The sequence below is a fragment of the Burkholderia sp. A2 genome (genome assembly GCF_001729305.1).
Taxonomy (GTDB): domain Bacteria; phylum Pseudomonadota; class Gammaproteobacteria; order Burkholderiales; family Burkholderiaceae; genus Burkholderia; species Burkholderia sola.
Window position 1 is genome coordinate 252668 of the sequence record NZ_LZXX01000081.1, and the last position, 17301, is coordinate 269968.

Consider the following 17301-nt stretch of genomic DNA (forward strand, 5'->3'; position numbering starts at 1 on the left):
TTCGAGAGTAGTCCGGGAGGCAGGGGCGCCGATGTCTCAAACGCGACATGCGTTTGATCGACGCCGACATCGATGGCGGAAAGACGAAAGTCGGGCGGAAATCTACCGGGCGAGAGACGCACCGGGGTCGGACCGGCCGTGGCTGCCGGCCACGCCATGACCGGCAGCCGCTACCCGCCCTGATTCTCGCGGATGATCGCGGCGGCGGCCGCTTCCGCGTCGCTCGCGACGCCGTCGTGCACGCGCGTGCTGACGGCCGGCGTCGGCGGCTCGCTGTCGAGCGCGTGACCGTTGCGGTCGTGCGTGTCGACCGTCGCGCGCATCGACAGCCCGATGCGCAGCGGATGCGCGGCGAGATCGCGCGGATCGAGCGCGATCACGACCGGCACGCGCTGCACGACCTTGATCCAGTTGCCCGCCGCGTTCTGCGACGGCAGCATCGAGAACGCGCTGCCCGTGCCCGCCGAGAAGCCCTGCACGCGGCCGCGATAGGCGATGCGCGAGCCGTAGAGATCCGACACGACCTCGACCGGCTGCCCGACGCGCATGTGGCGGATCTGCCCTTCCTTGAAATTCGCCTCGACCCACAGACGATCGAGCTGCACGATCGACATCAGCGGCACGCCGGGCCCGACCTGCTGGCCGACCTGCACCGAGCGCTGCCCGATCGTGCCGTCGACGGGCGCGACGATCGTCGTGCGTTTCAGGTTCCGGTACGCGAGCTTGAACTGCGCGGCCGCCTGGACGACAGCCGGGCTTTCGTCGACGGGCAGCTTGCTGCCGAGCGCGCGCGCCGCGTCGAGCTGTGCCTGCGCGGCCGCGAGGCTCGCCTGCGCGCCGGCCACCGCCGCACGCGCCCGCGCCAGCTCTTCCGGCGCGACGATCTCGACCGATGCGCCGGAACGCGCGGCGAGCGCACGCTGCGCGAGCGACAGGTCGGCGCGCCGCGCATTCACGGCCTCGACGTACATCGTGTTCGAGATCCTCGCGTTCGCGACCTGGCGCACGGCCTGTGCGAGCTGCGCCTTCGCCTGCGCGAACGCGACGGACGCCTCGGTGTCGTCGAGCCGCACGAGCGTCTGTCCGGCGCGCACGGCCTGCGTGTCGGCGACCACCACGTCGGTCACGGCGCCCGGGATCTGCGCGGCGACCTGCACGATGCTGCCCGCGACGTACGCGTCGTCGGTGTCTTCGTAGTAGTGCTCGCTCAACAGCCAGTATGCGATCCATGCGAGCGCGGCCAGCAGCACGATCGCGAAGAACACGGTGAAGCGCTTGCGGCGCGTCGCGCGGCGCGCGTCGAGTGCCGGATCGTTCAGCGCGGCCGGCGGCGCGGCGGAATGAAGGTTGTCGTGGTGCATCAGTCGCTTTGCGTAACGATCAGACGATCGTGCTGGAAGACGGGAATCGCGGGCATCGGCGACAAGCCCCGCGTCGGGTTCGCCGAGGCCGTGCGTGCGAGAACGGGTGTACCGCGCGGCGTTGCGTCCGGTTGGGTCGTATCGACGGTCGACGGGCGTGCCGTGTCGGCGCGTCGTGCGGATTCGGGCGCGGGAGCATTACGCGTCGGGGCGCCGTGCGGTGACACTGCGCTGCTCCCCGCGTGTCGATCATTCGACGGACTCGCCACCCCCGACCGGTTCGCGACCAGAGCCGTTTCCGCACCGCGCCTCGCAGCCTCACTGCGCACCCGCTGCACAGCCGGCGTCTGCGCCTGCGCGACCGTTGCGCCCGCATCGAACCCGCCGCCCAGCGCGCCGATCAACGCGACGCGCAGCGTCCGCTGCTTGCCGAGCAGCGCGATCATCTGCGCGCGCTCGTCGATCAGCGTGAGATCCGCGACATCGACGTCCTTCTGCATCAGCACGCCGCGCCGATGCCTATCCGCCGCGATCTGCACGATCTTCTGCGCGGCCGCGACCGCGTCCTGCTGCTGCGCGACGAGCGTCCGCGACGTCTGCAGCGACGTGACGAGCCGCGCGACCTGCCCGAGCGCGTCGTCGACGGTCTTGTTGTACAGCCCGATCGCGACGTCGGCCTGCGCGACGTCCGCGCCGAGCTTCGCCTTCAGCCGGCCGCGATCGAAGATCGGCAGCGAGATCGCGGGGCCGACGGAGCCCGCGAGCGAATCGCGCGAGAACAGCAACGCGGGCGTCAGCGCGAACACGCCGCCGAGCGCGACGAGATTCACGTCCGGATAGAACTGCGCGCGCGTCGAGTCGGCATTCGCGAACGCGGCCTCGACCCGCAGCCGCGCGGCGACGATGTCGGGCCGGCGGCCGAGCAGGTCGGCCGGCAGCCGCGCGGGCACCGAGCCGCCCGCGAACGCGCCGACGCGCGGCCGCTGCAGCGCGAGCCCGCGCTCCGGGCCGCGGCCCGACAGCACGCCGAGTTGCAGTTGCGCGAGCTTGATCTGCTCGTCGTTCAACGCGATCTGTTCGAGCAGGCGGCTGCGCTTGATCGATGCGTCGCTCGCGTCGTACGCATTGTCGAGGCCGCGCGCGGTGCGCTCGCGCAGCACCGCCGTCACGCGCTGGCTGATCTTCAGCTTCTGCTGCAACAGATCGCGCACCGCGTACGCCTGGTCGAGCTGGCAATACACGGTGACGATCGCGACGGCGAGCGTGAGCCGCACCTGTTCGGCCTCGACACCGGCCGCGTCGCGCAACGACATCAGGCTCTTCGTCGCCGCGCGGTTCTTGCCCCACAGGTCGAGCTGGTAGTTCAGCCCGACGAAGATCGACGACGGCGACACGTTCGGATCGCCGAAAATCTGCACCGGCACGCGATAGCCACCGGCCGTCACGTCGGCGATGTCGCCGGGCTTCGGCATCCGTGCGCGGCTGATCGTCGCGCCGGCCGTGCCCGTCAGCCCGGTCAGCGAATCGAACTGCTGAAGCTGCGCCTGCGCGATCCGCAGCCGCGCCTGTGCGACCTGAAGATCGGGGTTGTTCTGCGACGCCTCGGCCACCAGGTCGTCGAGCTGCGGATCCTGCAACTGCTTCACCCAGTCAGGCGCCGGCCACGCGCCGTTCGCGCCGGGGCCGGCGGTATGCACGAGCGCATCGTCGGCCGGCGCGCGCAGCGACAGCGACGGCAAAAAGCCCGACGGCACGCATCCGCCCAAGGCGAGCAACGCCGCCACGGCCGCGATCATCGAGCCGCCCCTTACGCCGCGCGGCGTACCCGCCGCTTGCTTCATCCGCCGCATCGTCACCCCTGCCGAACGCGCTGCGCCCGCGCGGCCAGACGCGGCCGCGTGCGCTCGAGCGGGCCGAGCCGGCCGAACAGGCCGTCCGCGACGCCGAACAGGATGCCGGCCAGCTTCGCGCGCTTGTCGCGCTCGACGAGCGCGATCTGCACGACCTGCCACACGGTCAGCAGGTTCGGCACGAGCGCCACCGGAAAACGCAGCCCGTACTGCATCCCGAGCTGCACCGCGTTGCGCGCGCTGTAGTAGCGCCGCTGCCACGAGTGATTCATCGACGTCATTTCAAAAGGGCCGATCGCGTGCCGCTGCTTCGCGCCGATCCGATGCGTCAGCACCAGCGACGGCACGACATAGAGCGGCACGTTGCGCGACAGCGCGCGGAAGCTGTACTCGGTATCGACATGATCGATGAACAGCGTTTCGTCGAAGCGGCCGAGCACGTCGAACGCGTCGCGCGACACGACGCAGCCCGACGAAATCAGGAACGCGCAGCGCTGCATCGGCGTGCCCGGCTCGATGTGCAGACGGCGCACGCCGATGCCGTTCGTCGCGAGTTCGGGCAGGAAGCTGCGCGCGTTCTCGTCGAAGATGCGGGGGCCGGCCAGGAACGCGCGCCCCGCCAGTCCCGCGCAGACATCGCGCATCGTCGGGAAATACGCGGCCGGCACCGACGAATCCTGGTCGAACAGCGCGACCGCATCGATGCGGTCGCGAAACAGCGCCGCGAGTCCCGCGTTGTACGCGCCCGCGATGCCGCCGCGATTGCCGTGATGCAGCAGCGCGATGCCTTCGCGCGTGCACAGTTCGCGAGCCCGCGCATCGGGCTGCGGCGTGTTGTCGACGACGAGCAGCGCGTCGCACGCGTGCCGCCATGCGCGCAGCGCGTCGAGCTGCGCGTCGCTCGGGTGATACAGGATCACGAGTGCGCCGAGTGTCGTCATGGTCTGCTCCTCAATGCCCGAACGAAGCCGCGGCGCCACGCTTGGGCCGCGTCAGCCACATCATCGCGGCGAGCGCGAGACACGTCATGCTCGCCATCCAGAACATGTCGTTGGTCGCCATCATGTAGGCCTGCTGCATCACGACGTGATGCAGCGTCGTCAGCTCGCGCACGCCGTCCACGCCCATCGTGTTCAGCGCATGCACGAAGCGTTGCGTGTTCGCCGATGCATGCGTGACCGATTGCGACACGACGTCGTAGTGATAGGTCGCGCGGTTGTCCCACAGCGTCACGCTCATCGCGGTGCCGAACGCGGCCGACAGCGTGCGCAGGAAATTCGACAGGCTCGACGCGGCGGCGAGCCGGTCGTCCGGAATGCGCGACAGCGTCGCGGCCGTCAGCGGAATGAAGAAGCACGGCAGCCCGATCCCCTGGATCAGCCCCGGCGCGGCGATCTGTGCGAACGTCATCTTCAGCGTGAAATGCGCGTCCCATGCGAGCACGGCCGCGAACACGAGGAAGCCGAACGTCGCGAGCACGCGCGCGTCGAAACGGTGCGCATGCAGCCCGACGAGGATCGAGAACACGAGCGCGAGCACGCCGAGCGATGCGGTCGCGAGCCCCGCATGAAACGCGTTGTAGCCCATCACGGCCTGCATCCACAGCGGGAACACCACGCCGACCACGGAGAAGCTCATCATCCCGAGCGAGATGATCAGCACGCAGAACGAGAACGTGCGGTCGCGAAACAGGCTCAAATCGACCACCGGATGCGCTTCGCCCGCTTCCCAGATCAGCAGCGACACGATCGCGAGCGCCGCGACCACCGCGAGCGTGACAATCAGCGGAGAATCGAACCAGCCGCGGTCGTGGCCGAGATCGAGCATCGCCTGAAGCGAGCCGACGCCGATCACGAGCAGCACGATGCCCGGCACGTCGATCGGGCCGGCCGCGCCGCGCTGCGCGTCGGGGCGCAGCATCGCGGTGCACACCGCGAACGAGAACAGCCCGATCGGCAAATTGATCAGGAAGATCCACGGCCACGAGAAGTTGTCGACGATCCAGCCGCCCACCACCGGCCCGAAGATCGGCGCGAGCAGCACCGTCATCGCCCACAGCGCGAGCGCGACCGTGCGTTTGTCGGGCGGGAACGTGCGCAGCAGGATCGTCTGCGACAGCGGCACCATCGGCCCCGAACACAGCCCCTGCAGCGCGCGGCAGATCACGAGCACGTGCAGGTCGCGCGCGAGCCCGCACAGCAGCGACGTCAGCGTAAACAGCAGTACCGCGCCGACGAACAGCCGCAGCTCGCCGACGCGGCGGGCGAGCCAGCCGGTGAGTGGCACCGCGATCGCGGCCGCGACCGAATACGAGCTGATCACCCACGTACCCTGGCTGTTCGACACGCCGAGGCTGCCGGAGATCGCCGGCACCGCGACGTTCGTCACGGTCGAGTCGAGCACTTCGATGAAGGTCGCGAGCGACAGCGCGAACGTCAGCAGCGCGAGCCGGATGCCGCGCACCGGTTGCGCGGCGGGTGTCGGCGCCGGCGCGTCGAACGCGGACGGCGCGACGGGCCCGTCGTGCAGCGGCGACGCGGTGCTCATGCGCCGGCCACCGCGACATCGGTCCGCGCGGCCGTCCGTCCGCGCGTGGGCACGAAGCGTTCGATGAAATCGGCGGCCGCGCCGCAGCCGTCCGGCGCGGCCGCGAGCAGTGCACGCGTACGCGCCGCATGCACCGCGAACGCGGGTTCGTCGAGCACGCGCGCGAGCGCCGCGCCGAGCCGCGCGCCGTCGAGCGGGCCGTCGACCCGCACGCCGCAGCCGTTCGCGACGACGCGTTGCGCGTTATCGAACTGATCATGCGCGAACGGCGTGACGACCTGCACGATTCCGGCTTCGCACGCGAGCGCGGCCGTGCCGATCCCGCCGTGATGCACGAGCGCGCGGCAACGCGGCAGCAGCGTGCGCATCGGCACGAAGCGGCGCACGAGCAACCGGCCGCCGTCCTGCGCCGCGTCGTGAGGCGTCAACAGGATCCCGCGCGCGCCGGTCGCGCGCAGCGCGTCCGCCACCGCGCGCGCATACGCCGCGTGATCGACGAGCGTCGAACCGGCCGTAAACACGACCGGGGGCTCGCCGGCCGCGAGAAACGCGTCGAGCGCCCCGTCATCATCGGGTGTCGCGATATCGTTGAACAACGGAAAACCGCTTTGCAGATGGTTCGACGGCCAGTCCGGCTGCGGCGGCGCGAACCAGCGCGGAAACAGACACAGGACGCCGTCGGTCGAATGCAGCCAGCGGCCGAGCACGCGCCGCGCGGGCGCGAGCCCGAGTTCGCGGCGTACCGCGTCGAGCGCCGGGCCGCACACGCGGTCGAGCACCTGGCGCTCGATCAGCGTCATCAGCGCCGACTTCACCGGCAACGGCCAGCGCGCGGGAATCGTCAGGCGCGGGTGAGTCGGCGGCGCATGCGCGGACAGCAGCGTCGACGGCGATACCTGAACCGACACGTACGGCGTGCCGTGCAATTCCTGCATGAAGCGCGCGGAGAACGCCCACAGCGTGCCGACCAACACCGTGTCGGCATCGGTCAGCGCGCGCAGCGCGTCGTAATGCGGGCGCAGCGTCGGCGCGATCACCCGCCACAGCGTGCGGAACGACGTGCGCGGATCCCACAGCGCGGGGTTCGCCATCGCCGCGTCGTATTCCGCCGCGGTGCCGACCGGCACGAACGCGAACCCGCAACGGCGCACGGCCGCCTCGAACGGCGCATGCGTGCAGAACACGACGTCGTGGCCGCGCGCGGCGAGCGTGCGTGCGACGCCGAGCAACGGATGCACGTCGCCCGCCGAACCGATCGCGGTCACGATCATCTTCGCCATTGCGCGCCTCACGGGTGTCAGTAGAAGCCGGGAATCAGCGCCGCGACCTCGCGGCGGTACTGCGCATACGCCGGCCCGAAATATCCAGTCAGCCAGCTCTCCTCGACACGCACCTTGTACGCGAGCGACGCGAACACGAGCAGCACGCCGATCGCGCCCCGCCATTCGTCCCCGATCAGCGCGGCGCCGACCAACGCGATCAGGCAGCCGGTGTAGATCGGGTGACGCACGAACGCATACGGCCCCGTGCGCACGAGTTCGTGGTCTTCCTTCAGCGTGACCGATACGCTCCAGTTCGTGCCGAGATGCAGCCGCGCCCATACCGAGAACAGCAGTCCGGCCACCAGCACCGCGAGCCCGCACTGCGCCTGCAGCCCGAAGCGCTGCCAGTCGGGCGCGAGCGCTTGCCACGACGGATCGGGCAGGAGGATCAGCGCGCCGCCGACGATCAGCGGAATCGACTGCAGCGTGCGCGAGCGCGACGCCTCCTTGCGCACGGTCGTCTTGACGCCCTGCGACGTGGCGATCCAGTAAGCGAGCCACGCGGCCCACGGAACGACGATGGCGATGGTCTGAACGATATTCACGGCTGGCCTGCCTCGTTGGGATGGGAATTCGGATGCGCGGGACGCGCCCGCTGCACGACGGAGCACGTCACGACGACAGCGCGTGCATCGGCGCGGGCACGCACGCGTGCGCGGTAGCGCGTGCGATGCCGGCCGCGGCGGGCGCTTCGCCGCAGAAGAAATCGAGCAACGCGGTACGGGTGGATTCGCGCTGAGCCCGGCCTTCGATGTCGAGGAAATGGCCTGCGTCCGGCACGGTCGCGAACCGTGCGCGCGCCACGTGCGCGCCGAGCTGCCGCACGTCGGCCGGCGTCGTGTATTCGTCGCGCTCGCCGTTCAGGAACAGCAGCTCGCAGCCGATGTTCGAGAACTCGCTGAAGTAGCGCTCGGGCTGCAGCGACAGGATCTGGTCGACGTGGAACGCGACCTGGTCCTGCTCGTCGCGCGGCAGGCGCGTGAGATAGCGGTAGTTGTATAGCTTCATGATGCGCGGCAGATAGCGGCCGACCGTGTCGTTCAGCAGCTGCGCGGCCTTCAGGTTCTCGCCGGCCGCGATGTGGTCGCGGGCGCGTGTCACGTAGTCGATCATCGCGTCGTTCAGGAACGGCGAGAACGAACAGATCGCCGCGCGCCGCACGCTCGGGCAGCCGCGCGCGAGCGCGAACAGCGACGCGACGCCGCCCCACGACACCGACACGAGGAACGCCGGCGCAAAGCGCTCGACCAGATACTGGAGGATCGCGGCTTCGTCGTCCTTGGTCAGGATCGAGCAGTCGGGATTGTGCTGGCGCGACTGCCCCGCATACGGCAGGTCGAAGCAGATCGTGTTGATCCGCTCGCCGAGATACTGGACGGTCTGGCCGAACGACGCGGTCGTCGCGAGCGCGCCGTTGACGAGCATCGCCGTGTCGAAGGCCGGATCGAACACGTTCCGTTCGACGTAAACCTTCAGACCATTCGGCAGCGGGACCACGTGTTTTTCGGTCGGCATCGTCGTTCTCCGGTGGATGCGGCGTCTCGACGTCGCGGCATGCTGCAGCTGCGCAATGGCTGGCGTCGGCCCCGTGCGCGGTCGATGGACGCGCCGATTGCCGACGCACCGCGGCAATTGCCGGCGGCGCCATTCATTCCTCGTGGTGCGGCGCCATACTAATACGGTCGATATTACTTACTCAAGCCATTCCAAAAATCCCTCTACTCGGTCTGGAAATCCGGCAGATTCAAATTTATTTATCGATTTCTATGGTATGCGGAATCTCCAAAAAGACGATGGCAATCGTTTGCGAGCAATCCGAATCATCGCCAAGAAATCATTACTTATCCATTATTATCAATGAGTTACGTGGTTTAAATCGACGAATTTAAACGGTTTATACAAAACCACCCACCTTCACCATCCGACTTTATGATTTCACATCATGAATGATTTTTCATATTTCGACATTCTTTCCATTTGTAATGAAATCAAGCGTCGAAATGGTCCTTCGCATTGCATCATGTTTTCACGAACCGTTTTAAACAGATTCAAACTTTATTAATCTTCTTTCAACTCGTTTTTCCGCACCTGCACATGGCTCCGACGGCGGCGATCCTTCCCGTTTGGAACGCAGCCCGCCGTTCGGCCCCGATTTTTTGTTGATTGAACGATCAATAAAAAACCGCTAAGCTCTCGACTTCCATGACGGCCCGTCCGGGCGAAGGGAGTCGCGATGCCGAAAGTCGGAATGCGGGAGATACGCCGCGCGCAGTTGATCGATGCCACGCTGCGCTCGATCGACGAAGCGGGCCTGCCCGGCACGACGCTCGCATCGGTCGCGCAACGCGCGAACATCTCGACGGGCATCGTCAGCCATTACTTCGGCGACAAGGACGGCCTGCTCGAAGCGACGATGCGGCACGTGCTGCGCGACCTGTGGTCGGCCACCACGCGCCGCCGCGTCGCCGCACGAAAAGACCCGCGTTCGCGGCTGCGCGCGGTCGTCGCGGCGAACTTCGACGTCACGCAAGTCAGCGCGCCGGTGATGAAGACCTGGCTCGCGTTCTGGTCGCAGAGCATGCACGACCCGATGCTCAAGCGCCTGCAGCACGTGAACACGCGGCGCCTGCATTCGAACCTGTGCGCCGAATTCGCGAAAGCGTTGCCGCCCGCGAAGGCGCGCGAAGCCGCCAGCGGCCTCGCCGCGCTGATCGACGGCCTGTGGCTGCGCGGCGCACTCGCCGGCGGCCCGATCGACACCCGGGCCGCTTTGAAGCTCGCCCACGATTACATCGACCTGCTGCTCGCGTCCGACTGACGCGCGACGCAGTCGCCCTCAAGGAGATTCTCATGTCCGTATACGGTTTGCAGCGCCTCTACATCGGCGGCGGTTACGTCGACGCCACCAGCGGCAAGACTTTCGACACCTTCGATCCCGCCACCGGCGAACTGCTCGCGCAGGTGCAGCAGGCGAGCGCGGCCGACGTCGACCGCGCGGTCGCGTCCGCGCAGGAAGGCCAGCGCGAATGGGCCGCGATGACCGCGATGCAGCGCTCGCGCATCCTGCGCCGCGCGGTCGACCTGCTGCGCGAGCGCAACGACGAACTCGCGGCGATCGAAACGCGCGACACCGGCAAGCCGATCGGCGAGACGCTCGCGGTCGACATCGTCACCGGCGCGGACGTGATCGAGTACTACGCGGGCCTCGCGACCGCGATCGAAGGGCTGCAGGTGCCGCTGCGCGCCGAGTCGTTCGTGTATACGCGCCGCGAGCCGCTCGGCGTGTGCGCGGGCATCGGCGCATGGAACTACCCGATCCAGATCGCGTGCTGGAAGACGGCGCCCGCGCTCGCGGCCGGCAACGCGATGGTGTTCAAGCCGAGCGAAGTCACGCCGCTCACCGCGCTCAAGCTCGCGGAAATCTATACGGAAGCCGGCGTACCGGCCGGCGTGTTCAACGTCGTGCAGGGCGACGGCTCGGTCGGCGCACTGCTCAGCGGCCATCCGGACATCGCGAAGGTGTCGTTCACCGGCGGCGTCGAAACCGGCAAGAAGGTGATGTCGCTCGCCGGCGCGTCGTCGCTGAAGGAAGTGACGATGGAACTCGGCGGCAAGTCGCCGCTGATCGTGTTCGACGATGCGGACCTCGACCGCGCGGCCGACATCGCGGTCACCGCCAACTTCTTCAGCTCGGGCCAGGTCTGCACGAACGGCACGCGCGTGTTCGTGCACCGCTCGATCAAGGACGCGTTCACGCAGAAGGTGCTCGAACGCGTGAAGCGCATCCGCGTCGGCAAGCCGACCGATGCCGACACCAACTTCGGCCCGCTGGTGTCTGCCGCGCAGCTCGACAAGGTGCTCGGTTTCATCGCAAGCGGCAAGGCCGAGGGCGCGAAGCTGCTCGCGGGCGGCACGCGCCTGACCGACGGCCACTTCGCCAACGGCCAGTACGTCGCGCCGACCGTGTTCGGCGATTGCCGCGACGACATGAAGATCGTGCGCGAGGAAATCTTCGGGCCGGTGATGAGCATCCTCGATTTCGAATCGGAGGACGAAGTGATCGCCCGTGCGAACGACACGCACTACGGGCTCGCGGCCGGCGTCGTGACCGAGAACCTGTCGCGCGCGCACCGCACGATCCATCGCCTCGAAGCCGGCATCTGCTGGATCAACACGTGGGGCGAATCGCCAGCCGAAATGCCGGTTGGCGGATACAAGCAATCCGGTGTCGGACGCGAGAACGGCATCACGACGCTCGAGCACTACACTCGAATCAAGTCGGTGCAGGTCGAACTCGGCCGCTACAACCCGGTGTTTTAAGACTAGGAGATCCGTCATGACGACACGCGAATACGACTACATCATCTGCGGCGCGGGTTCCGCGGGCAACGTGCTCGCAACGCGCCTGACGGAAGATCCGGACGTCACGGTGCTGCTGCTCGAAGCGGGCGGCCCCGACTACCGCTTCGACTTCCGCACGCAGATGCCGGCCGCCCTCGCGTACCCGCTGCAGGGCCGCCGCTACAACTGGGCGTACGAGACCGATCCCGAGCCGCACATGGACAACCGCCGGATGGAGTGCGGGCGCGGCAAGGGGCTCGGCGGCTCGTCGCTGATCAACGGGATGTGCTACATCCGCGGCAACGCGCTCGACTACGACAACTGGTCGACGCACAAGGGCCTCGAGAACTGGACGTATCTCGACTGCCTGCCGTACTTCAAGAAAGCCGAGACGCGCGACGTCGGCCCGAACGACTATCACGGCGGCAGCGGCCCCGTGTCGGTCACGACCAGCAAACCGGGCGCGAACCCGCTGTTCGAGGCGATGGTCGATGCGGGCGTGCAGGCCGGCTATCCGCGCACCGACGACCTGAACGGCTATCAGCAGGAAGGCTTCGGCCCGATGGATCGCACCGTCACGCCGAAGGGCCGCCGTGCGAGCACCGCGCGCGGCTATCTGGACCAAGCGAAGGCTCGACCGAATCTCGAGATCGTCACGCATGCGCTCGCCGATCGCATCCTGTTCGACGGCAAGCGCGCGGCGGGCGTCACGTACCTGCGCGGCAGCGAGCGCGCGACCGCGCATGCGCGCCGCGAAGTGCTCGTGTGCAGCGGCGCGATCGCGTCGCCGCAACTGCTGCAGCGCTCGGGCGTCGGCCCCGGCGCATGGCTGAAGGCGCTCGACATTCCGGTCGTGCTCGACTTGCCCGGCGTCGGCCAGAACCTGCAGGACCACCTGGAGATGTACATCCAGTACGAGTGCAAGGAGCCGGTGTCGCTGTACCCGGCACTCAAGTGGTGGAACCAGCCGAAGATCGGCCTCGAATGGATGCTGAACGGCACGGGCCTCGGCGCGAGCAACCACTTCGAGGCGGGCGGCTTCATCCGCACGCGCGACGACGATCTGTGGCCGAACATCCAGTATCACTTCCTGCCGGTGGCGATCAACTACAACGGCTCGAACGCGATCGAGATGCACGGCTTCCAGGCGCACGTCGGCTCGATGCGCTCGCCGAGCCGCGGCCGCGTGAAGCTGCGCTCGCGCGACCCGAACGACCATCCGAGCATCCTGTTCAACTACATGGCCGAAGCGCTCGACTGGCGCGAGTTCCGCGATGCGATCCGCGCGACGCGCGAGATCATGCGGCAGCCGGCGCTCGATCGCTATCGCGGCCGCGAGCTGAATCCGGGCGCCGATTGCAAGAGCGACAAGGAACTCGACGCGTTCGTGCGCGCCCGCGCGGAAACCGCGTTCCATCCGTCGTGCTCGTGCAAGATGGGTTACGACGACATGGCGGTGGTCGATGAAGAAGGCCGCGTGCACGGGCTCGACGGGCTGCGTGTCGTCGATGCGTCGATCATGCCGATCATCACGACCGGCAACCTGAACGCGCCGACGATCATGATCGCCGAGAAGATCGCCGACAAGATCCGCGGCCGCACGCCGCTCGCGCGTGTCGACGTGCCGTACTTCGTCGCGAACGGCGCACCGGCGCGCAACGTCGCGAAGGCCGTGCGGCAACCCGAGACGGTCTGATCGATCCGGCGCCCGCACGGGGCGTCGCGATACCCCCTGCGGCTCGCGGCCTTCTCGCCGCGAGCCGCGTTTCATTGGGGCGGCTCGTTTGCGCTGCGTGGCCGGGCGGCCGACACGCCCCCCGCCCACCTCCGCTTGCCGCGCACGATCGGGTTCCAGCGCGACGTCAGGCTCATCGCGTCGCGCAGGCGCTCGAACGCGGCATCCTCCGTCGGCCCGAAGCGGCTGACCGCCGGCCACGCGAGCACGTGGTCGAGCCACGTCTGCCATGTGTCGCCATGAAACCCGCGGCCGATTCCCCGCACCGTATCCGGCGCGGCGATCGCGATGCCCGCCAACAGGTAGTAGGCCCAGAAGCTGCCCGCATCGACGAGCCGGTCGAGCCGGCACACGGCGAGCGCGGCAAGCAACCCGTCCGTCGATGCGAGATCGGCGCGATGCGTGCGGATCGCGCGCGCGACGAGATTGTGCTGACCGCCGTACGCCTGAACGGAAACGCCGTGGCCGAGGGCCAATTCAGCGGAGAACATCGCGAGCGCGGTCATCTCGTCGATACGCGCGGCGGCGTCGCGCGGGCCACAGGCGCGCAGCACGATCGCGTCGATCACGGCGCCGGGACGGGCCGGCGTTTCCGTGCTCGTTGCCGCGACCGCGGTCAGCCTTTCTCTCAGGTTCTTCGCGGGCGGCGTCTCACGCGGCCCGTCAGGTTCGTTCGCGGGGCATGCGCCCGCGTCATCGCCGCCGCGTTCGACGCCACCGGCAATCCGTTCGAGCGCGGCCCAGCCGACATCGGGATCGTCGAATGCGCACGCGTCGATCACGCCGTGCGCGGTGTCGAATACGGCGCGCGAGCCCGGGCAGCAACGTTCGGCTTCCGCGAGCTGCTGCGCGGAAGGCACGTGCGAGCATGCGCCGAGCGGGTCGGCCGGATCGCACGCGCAGCCGCCGCCGTCCGTTGCGATCCACGGGACCAGCCGGTGAAGCACGGCCGATACTTCGCGGGACAGACTCGCGCCAGCCCCCACACGTGTCGCGTGCGACGCGACGACAGCCGGGTCGCCGGCGCCAGCCGCCGCGTCGAGATGCTCGATCAGGTACTGCAGCCACGCGGCCGTGCGCAGCCGGTCGGGCGTCGCGCCGCGGGCGTCGCCATACTTTGCTGGATCGGTAAGCATGGGTCGTCCGGGATGGTTCGGGCTAATTGATCTGGTTATGTTTCAATCGAATCGGGCGGCGCAGGATGAACGGCGCCGCCCTGCCATGCCGCCCGTACCGGATCGCGACACGGGGGCCAACCGGCCGCCGCGCCGATACGCGCGACGGCTCGAACTCATCGAAGCCGCGAAAACCCGCCGCGCTTGCCGCACGGCCGTCGCGCGGCGGGTTCCGCTCCGATCGCGCGGCGCTTACTGCACGTGGAACTTCGGCGACGTCAGAACCGTGCCGCCCACCGTGCAGTCCGGCGTCAGCGTCGCGTTGTTGAACGTCAGCGACGAGTTCGCATCGCTCCACGCCGTCACGACCTTGCTCGGCCCGCACGCGCCGAGCAGCGTGACGTTCACCTTCACGTTGTTGATCGACAGCTGCGTCGTGCTGTCGGCCTGCCCCGTCCACGGCGACGTGCTGCTCGCGCTGCCGCTGATCAGCGAGCACGTCGCGCCGCCCGTGAACGTCGTCGACGTGATGTTGACGATGCCGGTCGACGTGATGGTGCCGTTGAAGGTCGCGGTACAGCCCGCCGTGATCGACCCCTTGCTCAGGTTCGTGAGGCCCGATGCGGAGAACGGCTCGCCGTTCGGGTTCATCGGCTGACCGTCCGCGCGCGAAACGGTGACCGCGAAAGCAGGCGCGGCCGAAACCGCGGTGAAAGCCACTGCAGCAACAAGCGATACGATTTTGCGAATGCTCATTTGAACTGCCCCCTCTCTTCACAAATGGCGGCACGCCGCCAGGAACGCGACCTTCCGGCCGGAACGATCCCGCCAGCCGGTCGCAGGAAGCCGCCGGCACGCGTCATGCGCGCCGGTCGGCTCAGAACTTGTAGGAAATCCCGACGAACGTGATCAACGGGTCGGCCTTCAGCCGCGTGCGCGTGGTCGCGAGCGTCGAGCCGTCGGCCGCCTTGATTACCAGCGACGAGTAGGTCTTCAGCGGCATGTACGTCAGCGTCGCCGTAAGCCCCCAGTGCTTGTCGATCGCGTAGCTCGCGCCGACGTTGTAGACCGGCGTGAACGACGACGACGCCTTGCCCTCGACCGACGTCGCCCCCGGCTTGCCGGCGCCGGCGGCGAGCACGCTGCCGAGGTTCTCGTTGATGTCCTTCGCGAAGTTGCCGTTCAGTTCGATGTTGCTGAACCAGCTGTAGGCCACGCCGATCCCGACGAACGGGCGGAACTTCGCCGTCGGCGAATTGAAGTAGTACTGCAGAATGACCGTCGGGCTCCACTGCCGCGCGTTCTTCACTGCCGGCTGGTTCGCGGACTTGTCCATGTCGACGTTGCCGAGCGCGCCGGCCGGTCCGGGCGGCTTGATCACGCCGTGCCCGGTCAGCGTGAATTCCGGCGGCACGCCGAGCACCGACGTCACCGCGATGTGATCGGTGAAGAAGTGCGTGAGCGTGAGGCCGACCGTATCGGCGTTGTTGACCGTCAGGCTCGTGCCCGGCGACGTGAACGAACCGGGCAGGCGCAGCGGCCCGTTGATCGGCATGCTCGCGAGATTCGTCGTCAGCCCGTTGGTCGAATCCTGCGGCATGATGTGCAGCCAGCCCAGCGTCGCGACGTTGTCGCCCGCCTGCTGGGCCGATGCGAGCGTCGACACGCCTGCGACGACACCCGCGACAATCAGCTTCTTCATGAAGTCTCCCCCTCATTCTGTCGGGGCGCCGCGCATTCGCGCGCGGCGCCGCCGTGTCTCCATCCACACGCGGTCACTGCACGAACGCACCGACCGTGAAGTACGGGTTGCTCGTATCGGCCATGTCGAGGAACCCGAACACGCCGCCGGTGAACACGAACTTGCCGGTCGCCGGCCCCGACGCCGCGTCCGCATGCACGGTCGTCACGACACCCGGCACCTTTTGCGTGTAGTCGAGGTTCAGCGCGCGCGTGAGCGCGGCCTGCGACGCGTTGAACGGATCGAGCAGCGTGGCCTGCGCGCCGACGAGCGCGGTTGCGCGGTAGTTGAACGCGCTGTCGACGCCCGTGTACTCGCCGTTCTGCGAGCCCTGCGCGATCGCCATCTGCGGGCTCAGGAACGAGATGCCCGATTCGTCGTCCGCGCTCGGCGGCCCTTGCGTGAGGTCCGCGTTCGCGGCGCCGGTACGGATGAAGATCGGCACGAGCTGGTTGCGCAGCTTGCCGACGATCAGGATTCCCTTGCCGGCCTTCGCCGGATCGAGCGCGGCGAGCGTCGGTGGAATCTGCGGCTGGTAGTTGAGCGACTGAAATGCCGGCGCATCGGGACGCAGCGTGAACGGCTGGTTCACGGTCGCGCTCGACGCGAGCGGCTGCCCGCCGTTCTTCTTGCCGAAGTTGTCGGTTTCCGTATAGCTGCCGTCCGCATTGATCGTCACCTTCTGGTCGAGCGCCACCGGCTGGAAGTTCTGCGACGGCACCTGGTGATAGCCGAGCTGGTTGTACGTGCCGGCGATCTTCGTCAGGTCGGTTTCGAGCGACGAGAAGCTGATGAACGGGTAGTACGGGAACGTCGTCTTCGGGATCTTGCCGACACCGATCACGCCGTCGAACTGGATCGTCGCACCGGGGATCGCGCCGCCGAGCACGCCTTCGCCGAGGAACAGCCGCGCGGGCCGGCTCGGGTCGAGGCTCGCGTTCTGCATCCGGAACGTGCACTGGTTCAGCTTCACCGTCGGCAGCCCCGTCTCGTCGGCCAGCGTGCCGTCGACCACGTTCGCGGGCGCGGTGTCGCGGGTCGGCTGCACGGTGCCCGCGGCGGTCGGCACCGGCGACGCGAGGTAGGTCATCCGGTACGTCATCTTCGTCGTGTCGAGCTGCACCTTCACGAGCTCGCCCGATCCGGAACCGCCAATGAATACCGTGTTGTAGTCGATCGTCTGCGGGCACAGCCGGACCACCGGCGCGGGCGGCGGGTCGCCGTCGCCGCCGCATGCGGCCAGCACGGGTGCGAGCGATGCCGCGGCCATCCAATGCTTCAAATTCATA

Annotated in this window: 14 protein-coding genes; 3 read left to right on the plus strand and 11 right to left on the minus strand. The window is 68.1% G+C overall.

Features of this window, described 5'->3' with window-relative positions; genetic code table 11:
* Positions 1–170 precede the first annotated feature (170 nt).
* From A9Z05_RS07025 to A9Z05_RS07055, 7 genes are all read right to left on the minus strand, one after another.
* Positions 171–1361, minus strand: coding sequence for an efflux RND transporter periplasmic adaptor subunit (locus A9Z05_RS07025; protein WP_069617447.1), 1191 nt, complete (start codon positions 1359–1361; stop codon positions 171–173).
* Positions 1361–3202 carry an efflux transporter outer membrane subunit gene (locus A9Z05_RS07030; protein WP_069617448.1) on the minus strand — a complete coding sequence of 614 codons (1842 nt, stop codon included), beginning with the start codon at positions 3200–3202 and terminating at the stop codon, positions 1361–1363. Before A9Z05_RS07030 ends, A9Z05_RS07025 begins: the two co-directional genes overlap by 1 nt.
* An 11-nt stretch (positions 3203–3213) precedes the next feature.
* A complete protein-coding gene (locus A9Z05_RS07035; RefSeq protein ID WP_069617449.1) occupies positions 3214–4152 on the minus strand; it encodes a glycosyltransferase family 2 protein in 939 nt (312 codons plus the stop codon).
* A 10-nt stretch (positions 4153–4162) separates the two neighbouring features.
* On the minus strand, positions 4163–5758 hold the full coding sequence (locus A9Z05_RS07040; RefSeq protein WP_069617450.1) for a DHA2 family efflux MFS transporter permease subunit: 1596 nt from the start codon (positions 5756–5758) through the stop codon (positions 4163–4165).
* The gene (locus A9Z05_RS07045; RefSeq protein WP_069617451.1) at positions 5755–7038 is read right to left on the minus strand and encodes a glycosyltransferase; all 1284 of its coding nucleotides are present in this window, start codon (positions 7036–7038) and stop codon (positions 5755–5757) included. Before A9Z05_RS07045 ends, A9Z05_RS07040 begins: the two co-directional genes overlap by 4 nt.
* 17 nt (positions 7039–7055) lie before the next feature.
* Positions 7056–7625 (minus strand): isoprenylcysteine carboxylmethyltransferase family protein, encoded by a 570-nt coding sequence (locus tag A9Z05_RS07050; protein WP_069617452.1) that lies wholly within the window; start codon positions 7623–7625, stop codon positions 7056–7058.
* A gap of 67 nt (positions 7626–7692) precedes the next feature.
* Positions 7693–8595, minus strand: coding sequence for an alpha/beta fold hydrolase (locus A9Z05_RS07055; protein WP_069617453.1), 903 nt, complete (start codon positions 8593–8595; stop codon positions 7693–7695).
* A 718-nt stretch (positions 8596–9313) separates the two neighbouring features.
* On the opposite strand from A9Z05_RS07055, the gene betI reads away from it, so the two are divergent.
* The 3 genes from betI to betA are packed head-to-tail and all read left to right on the plus strand — an operon-like array spanning position 9314 to position 13117.
* Complete coding sequence (gene betI, locus A9Z05_RS07060) at positions 9314–9898, plus strand: transcriptional regulator BetI (RefSeq protein ID WP_069617454.1); 585 nt, start codon at positions 9314–9316, stop codon at positions 9896–9898.
* 32 nt (positions 9899–9930) lie between these two features.
* Complete coding sequence (betB, locus tag A9Z05_RS07065) at positions 9931–11400, plus strand: betaine-aldehyde dehydrogenase (RefSeq protein ID WP_069617455.1); 1470 nt, start codon at positions 9931–9933, stop codon at positions 11398–11400.
* 16 nt (positions 11401–11416) lie between these two features.
* On the plus strand, positions 11417–13117 hold the full coding sequence (betA, locus tag A9Z05_RS07070) for a choline dehydrogenase (RefSeq protein ID WP_069617456.1): 1701 nt from the start codon (positions 11417–11419) through the stop codon (positions 13115–13117).
* A gap of 71 nt (positions 13118–13188) precedes the next feature.
* Here the strand turns inward: betA and A9Z05_RS07075 are convergent, their stop codons facing one another.
* The 4 genes from A9Z05_RS07075 to A9Z05_RS07090 form a co-directional block, all read right to left on the minus strand.
* Positions 13189–14292, minus strand: coding sequence for a hypothetical protein (locus A9Z05_RS07075; RefSeq protein WP_069617457.1), 1104 nt, complete (start codon positions 14290–14292; stop codon positions 13189–13191).
* Between the two features lie 231 nt (positions 14293–14523).
* Entirely contained in the window at positions 14524–15027 is a 504-nt protein-coding gene (locus A9Z05_RS07080; RefSeq protein ID WP_069617458.1) for an activator protein, read from the minus strand.
* A 121-nt stretch (positions 15028–15148) separates the two neighbouring features.
* Entirely contained in the window at positions 15149–15973 is an 825-nt protein-coding gene (locus A9Z05_RS07085) for an OmpW family protein (RefSeq protein WP_069617459.1), read from the minus strand.
* A 73-nt stretch (positions 15974–16046) separates the two neighbouring features.
* A complete protein-coding gene (locus tag A9Z05_RS07090; protein ID WP_069617460.1) occupies positions 16047–17300 on the minus strand; it encodes a DUF2957 domain-containing protein in 1254 nt (417 codons plus the stop codon).
* Position 17301: the final 1 nt, after the last annotated feature.

Excerpts from the sequence above, each read along its gene's own strand:
- A9Z05_RS07025 (WP_069617447.1), bottom strand. The coding sequence starts at position 1,361 with ATGCACCACGACAACCTTCATTCCGCCGCGCCGCCGGCCGCGCTGAAC.
- A9Z05_RS07030 (WP_069617448.1), bottom strand. The coding sequence starts at position 3,202 with ATGAAGCAAGCGGCGGGTACGCCGCGCGGCGTAAGGGGCGGCTCGATG.
- A9Z05_RS07035 (WP_069617449.1), bottom strand. The coding sequence starts at position 4,152 with ATGACGACACTCGGCGCACTCGTGATCCTGTATCACCCGAGCGACGCG.
- A9Z05_RS07040 (WP_069617450.1), bottom strand. The coding sequence starts at position 5,758 with ATGAGCACCGCGTCGCCGCTGCACGACGGGCCCGTCGCGCCGTCCGCG.
- A9Z05_RS07045 (WP_069617451.1), bottom strand. The coding sequence starts at position 7,038 with ATGGCGAAGATGATCGTGACCGCGATCGGTTCGGCGGGCGACGTGCAT.
- A9Z05_RS07055 (WP_069617453.1), bottom strand. The coding sequence starts at position 8,595 with ATGCCGACCGAAAAACACGTGGTCCCGCTGCCGAATGGTCTGAAGGTT.
- betI (WP_069617454.1), top strand. The coding sequence starts at position 9,314 with ATGCCGAAAGTCGGAATGCGGGAGATACGCCGCGCGCAGTTGATCGAT.
- betB (WP_069617455.1), top strand. The coding sequence starts at position 9,931 with ATGTCCGTATACGGTTTGCAGCGCCTCTACATCGGCGGCGGTTACGTC.
- betA (WP_069617456.1), top strand. The coding sequence starts at position 11,417 with ATGACGACACGCGAATACGACTACATCATCTGCGGCGCGGGTTCCGCG.
- A9Z05_RS07075 (WP_069617457.1), bottom strand. The coding sequence starts at position 14,292 with ATGCTTACCGATCCAGCAAAGTATGGCGACGCCCGCGGCGCGACGCCC.
- A9Z05_RS07080 (WP_069617458.1), bottom strand. The coding sequence starts at position 15,027 with ATGAGCATTCGCAAAATCGTATCGCTTGTTGCTGCAGTGGCTTTCACC.
- A9Z05_RS07085 (WP_069617459.1), bottom strand. The coding sequence starts at position 15,973 with ATGAAGAAGCTGATTGTCGCGGGTGTCGTCGCAGGCGTGTCGACGCTC.
- A9Z05_RS07090 (WP_069617460.1), bottom strand. The coding sequence starts at position 17,300 with ATGAATTTGAAGCATTGGATGGCCGCGGCATCGCTCGCACCCGTGCTG.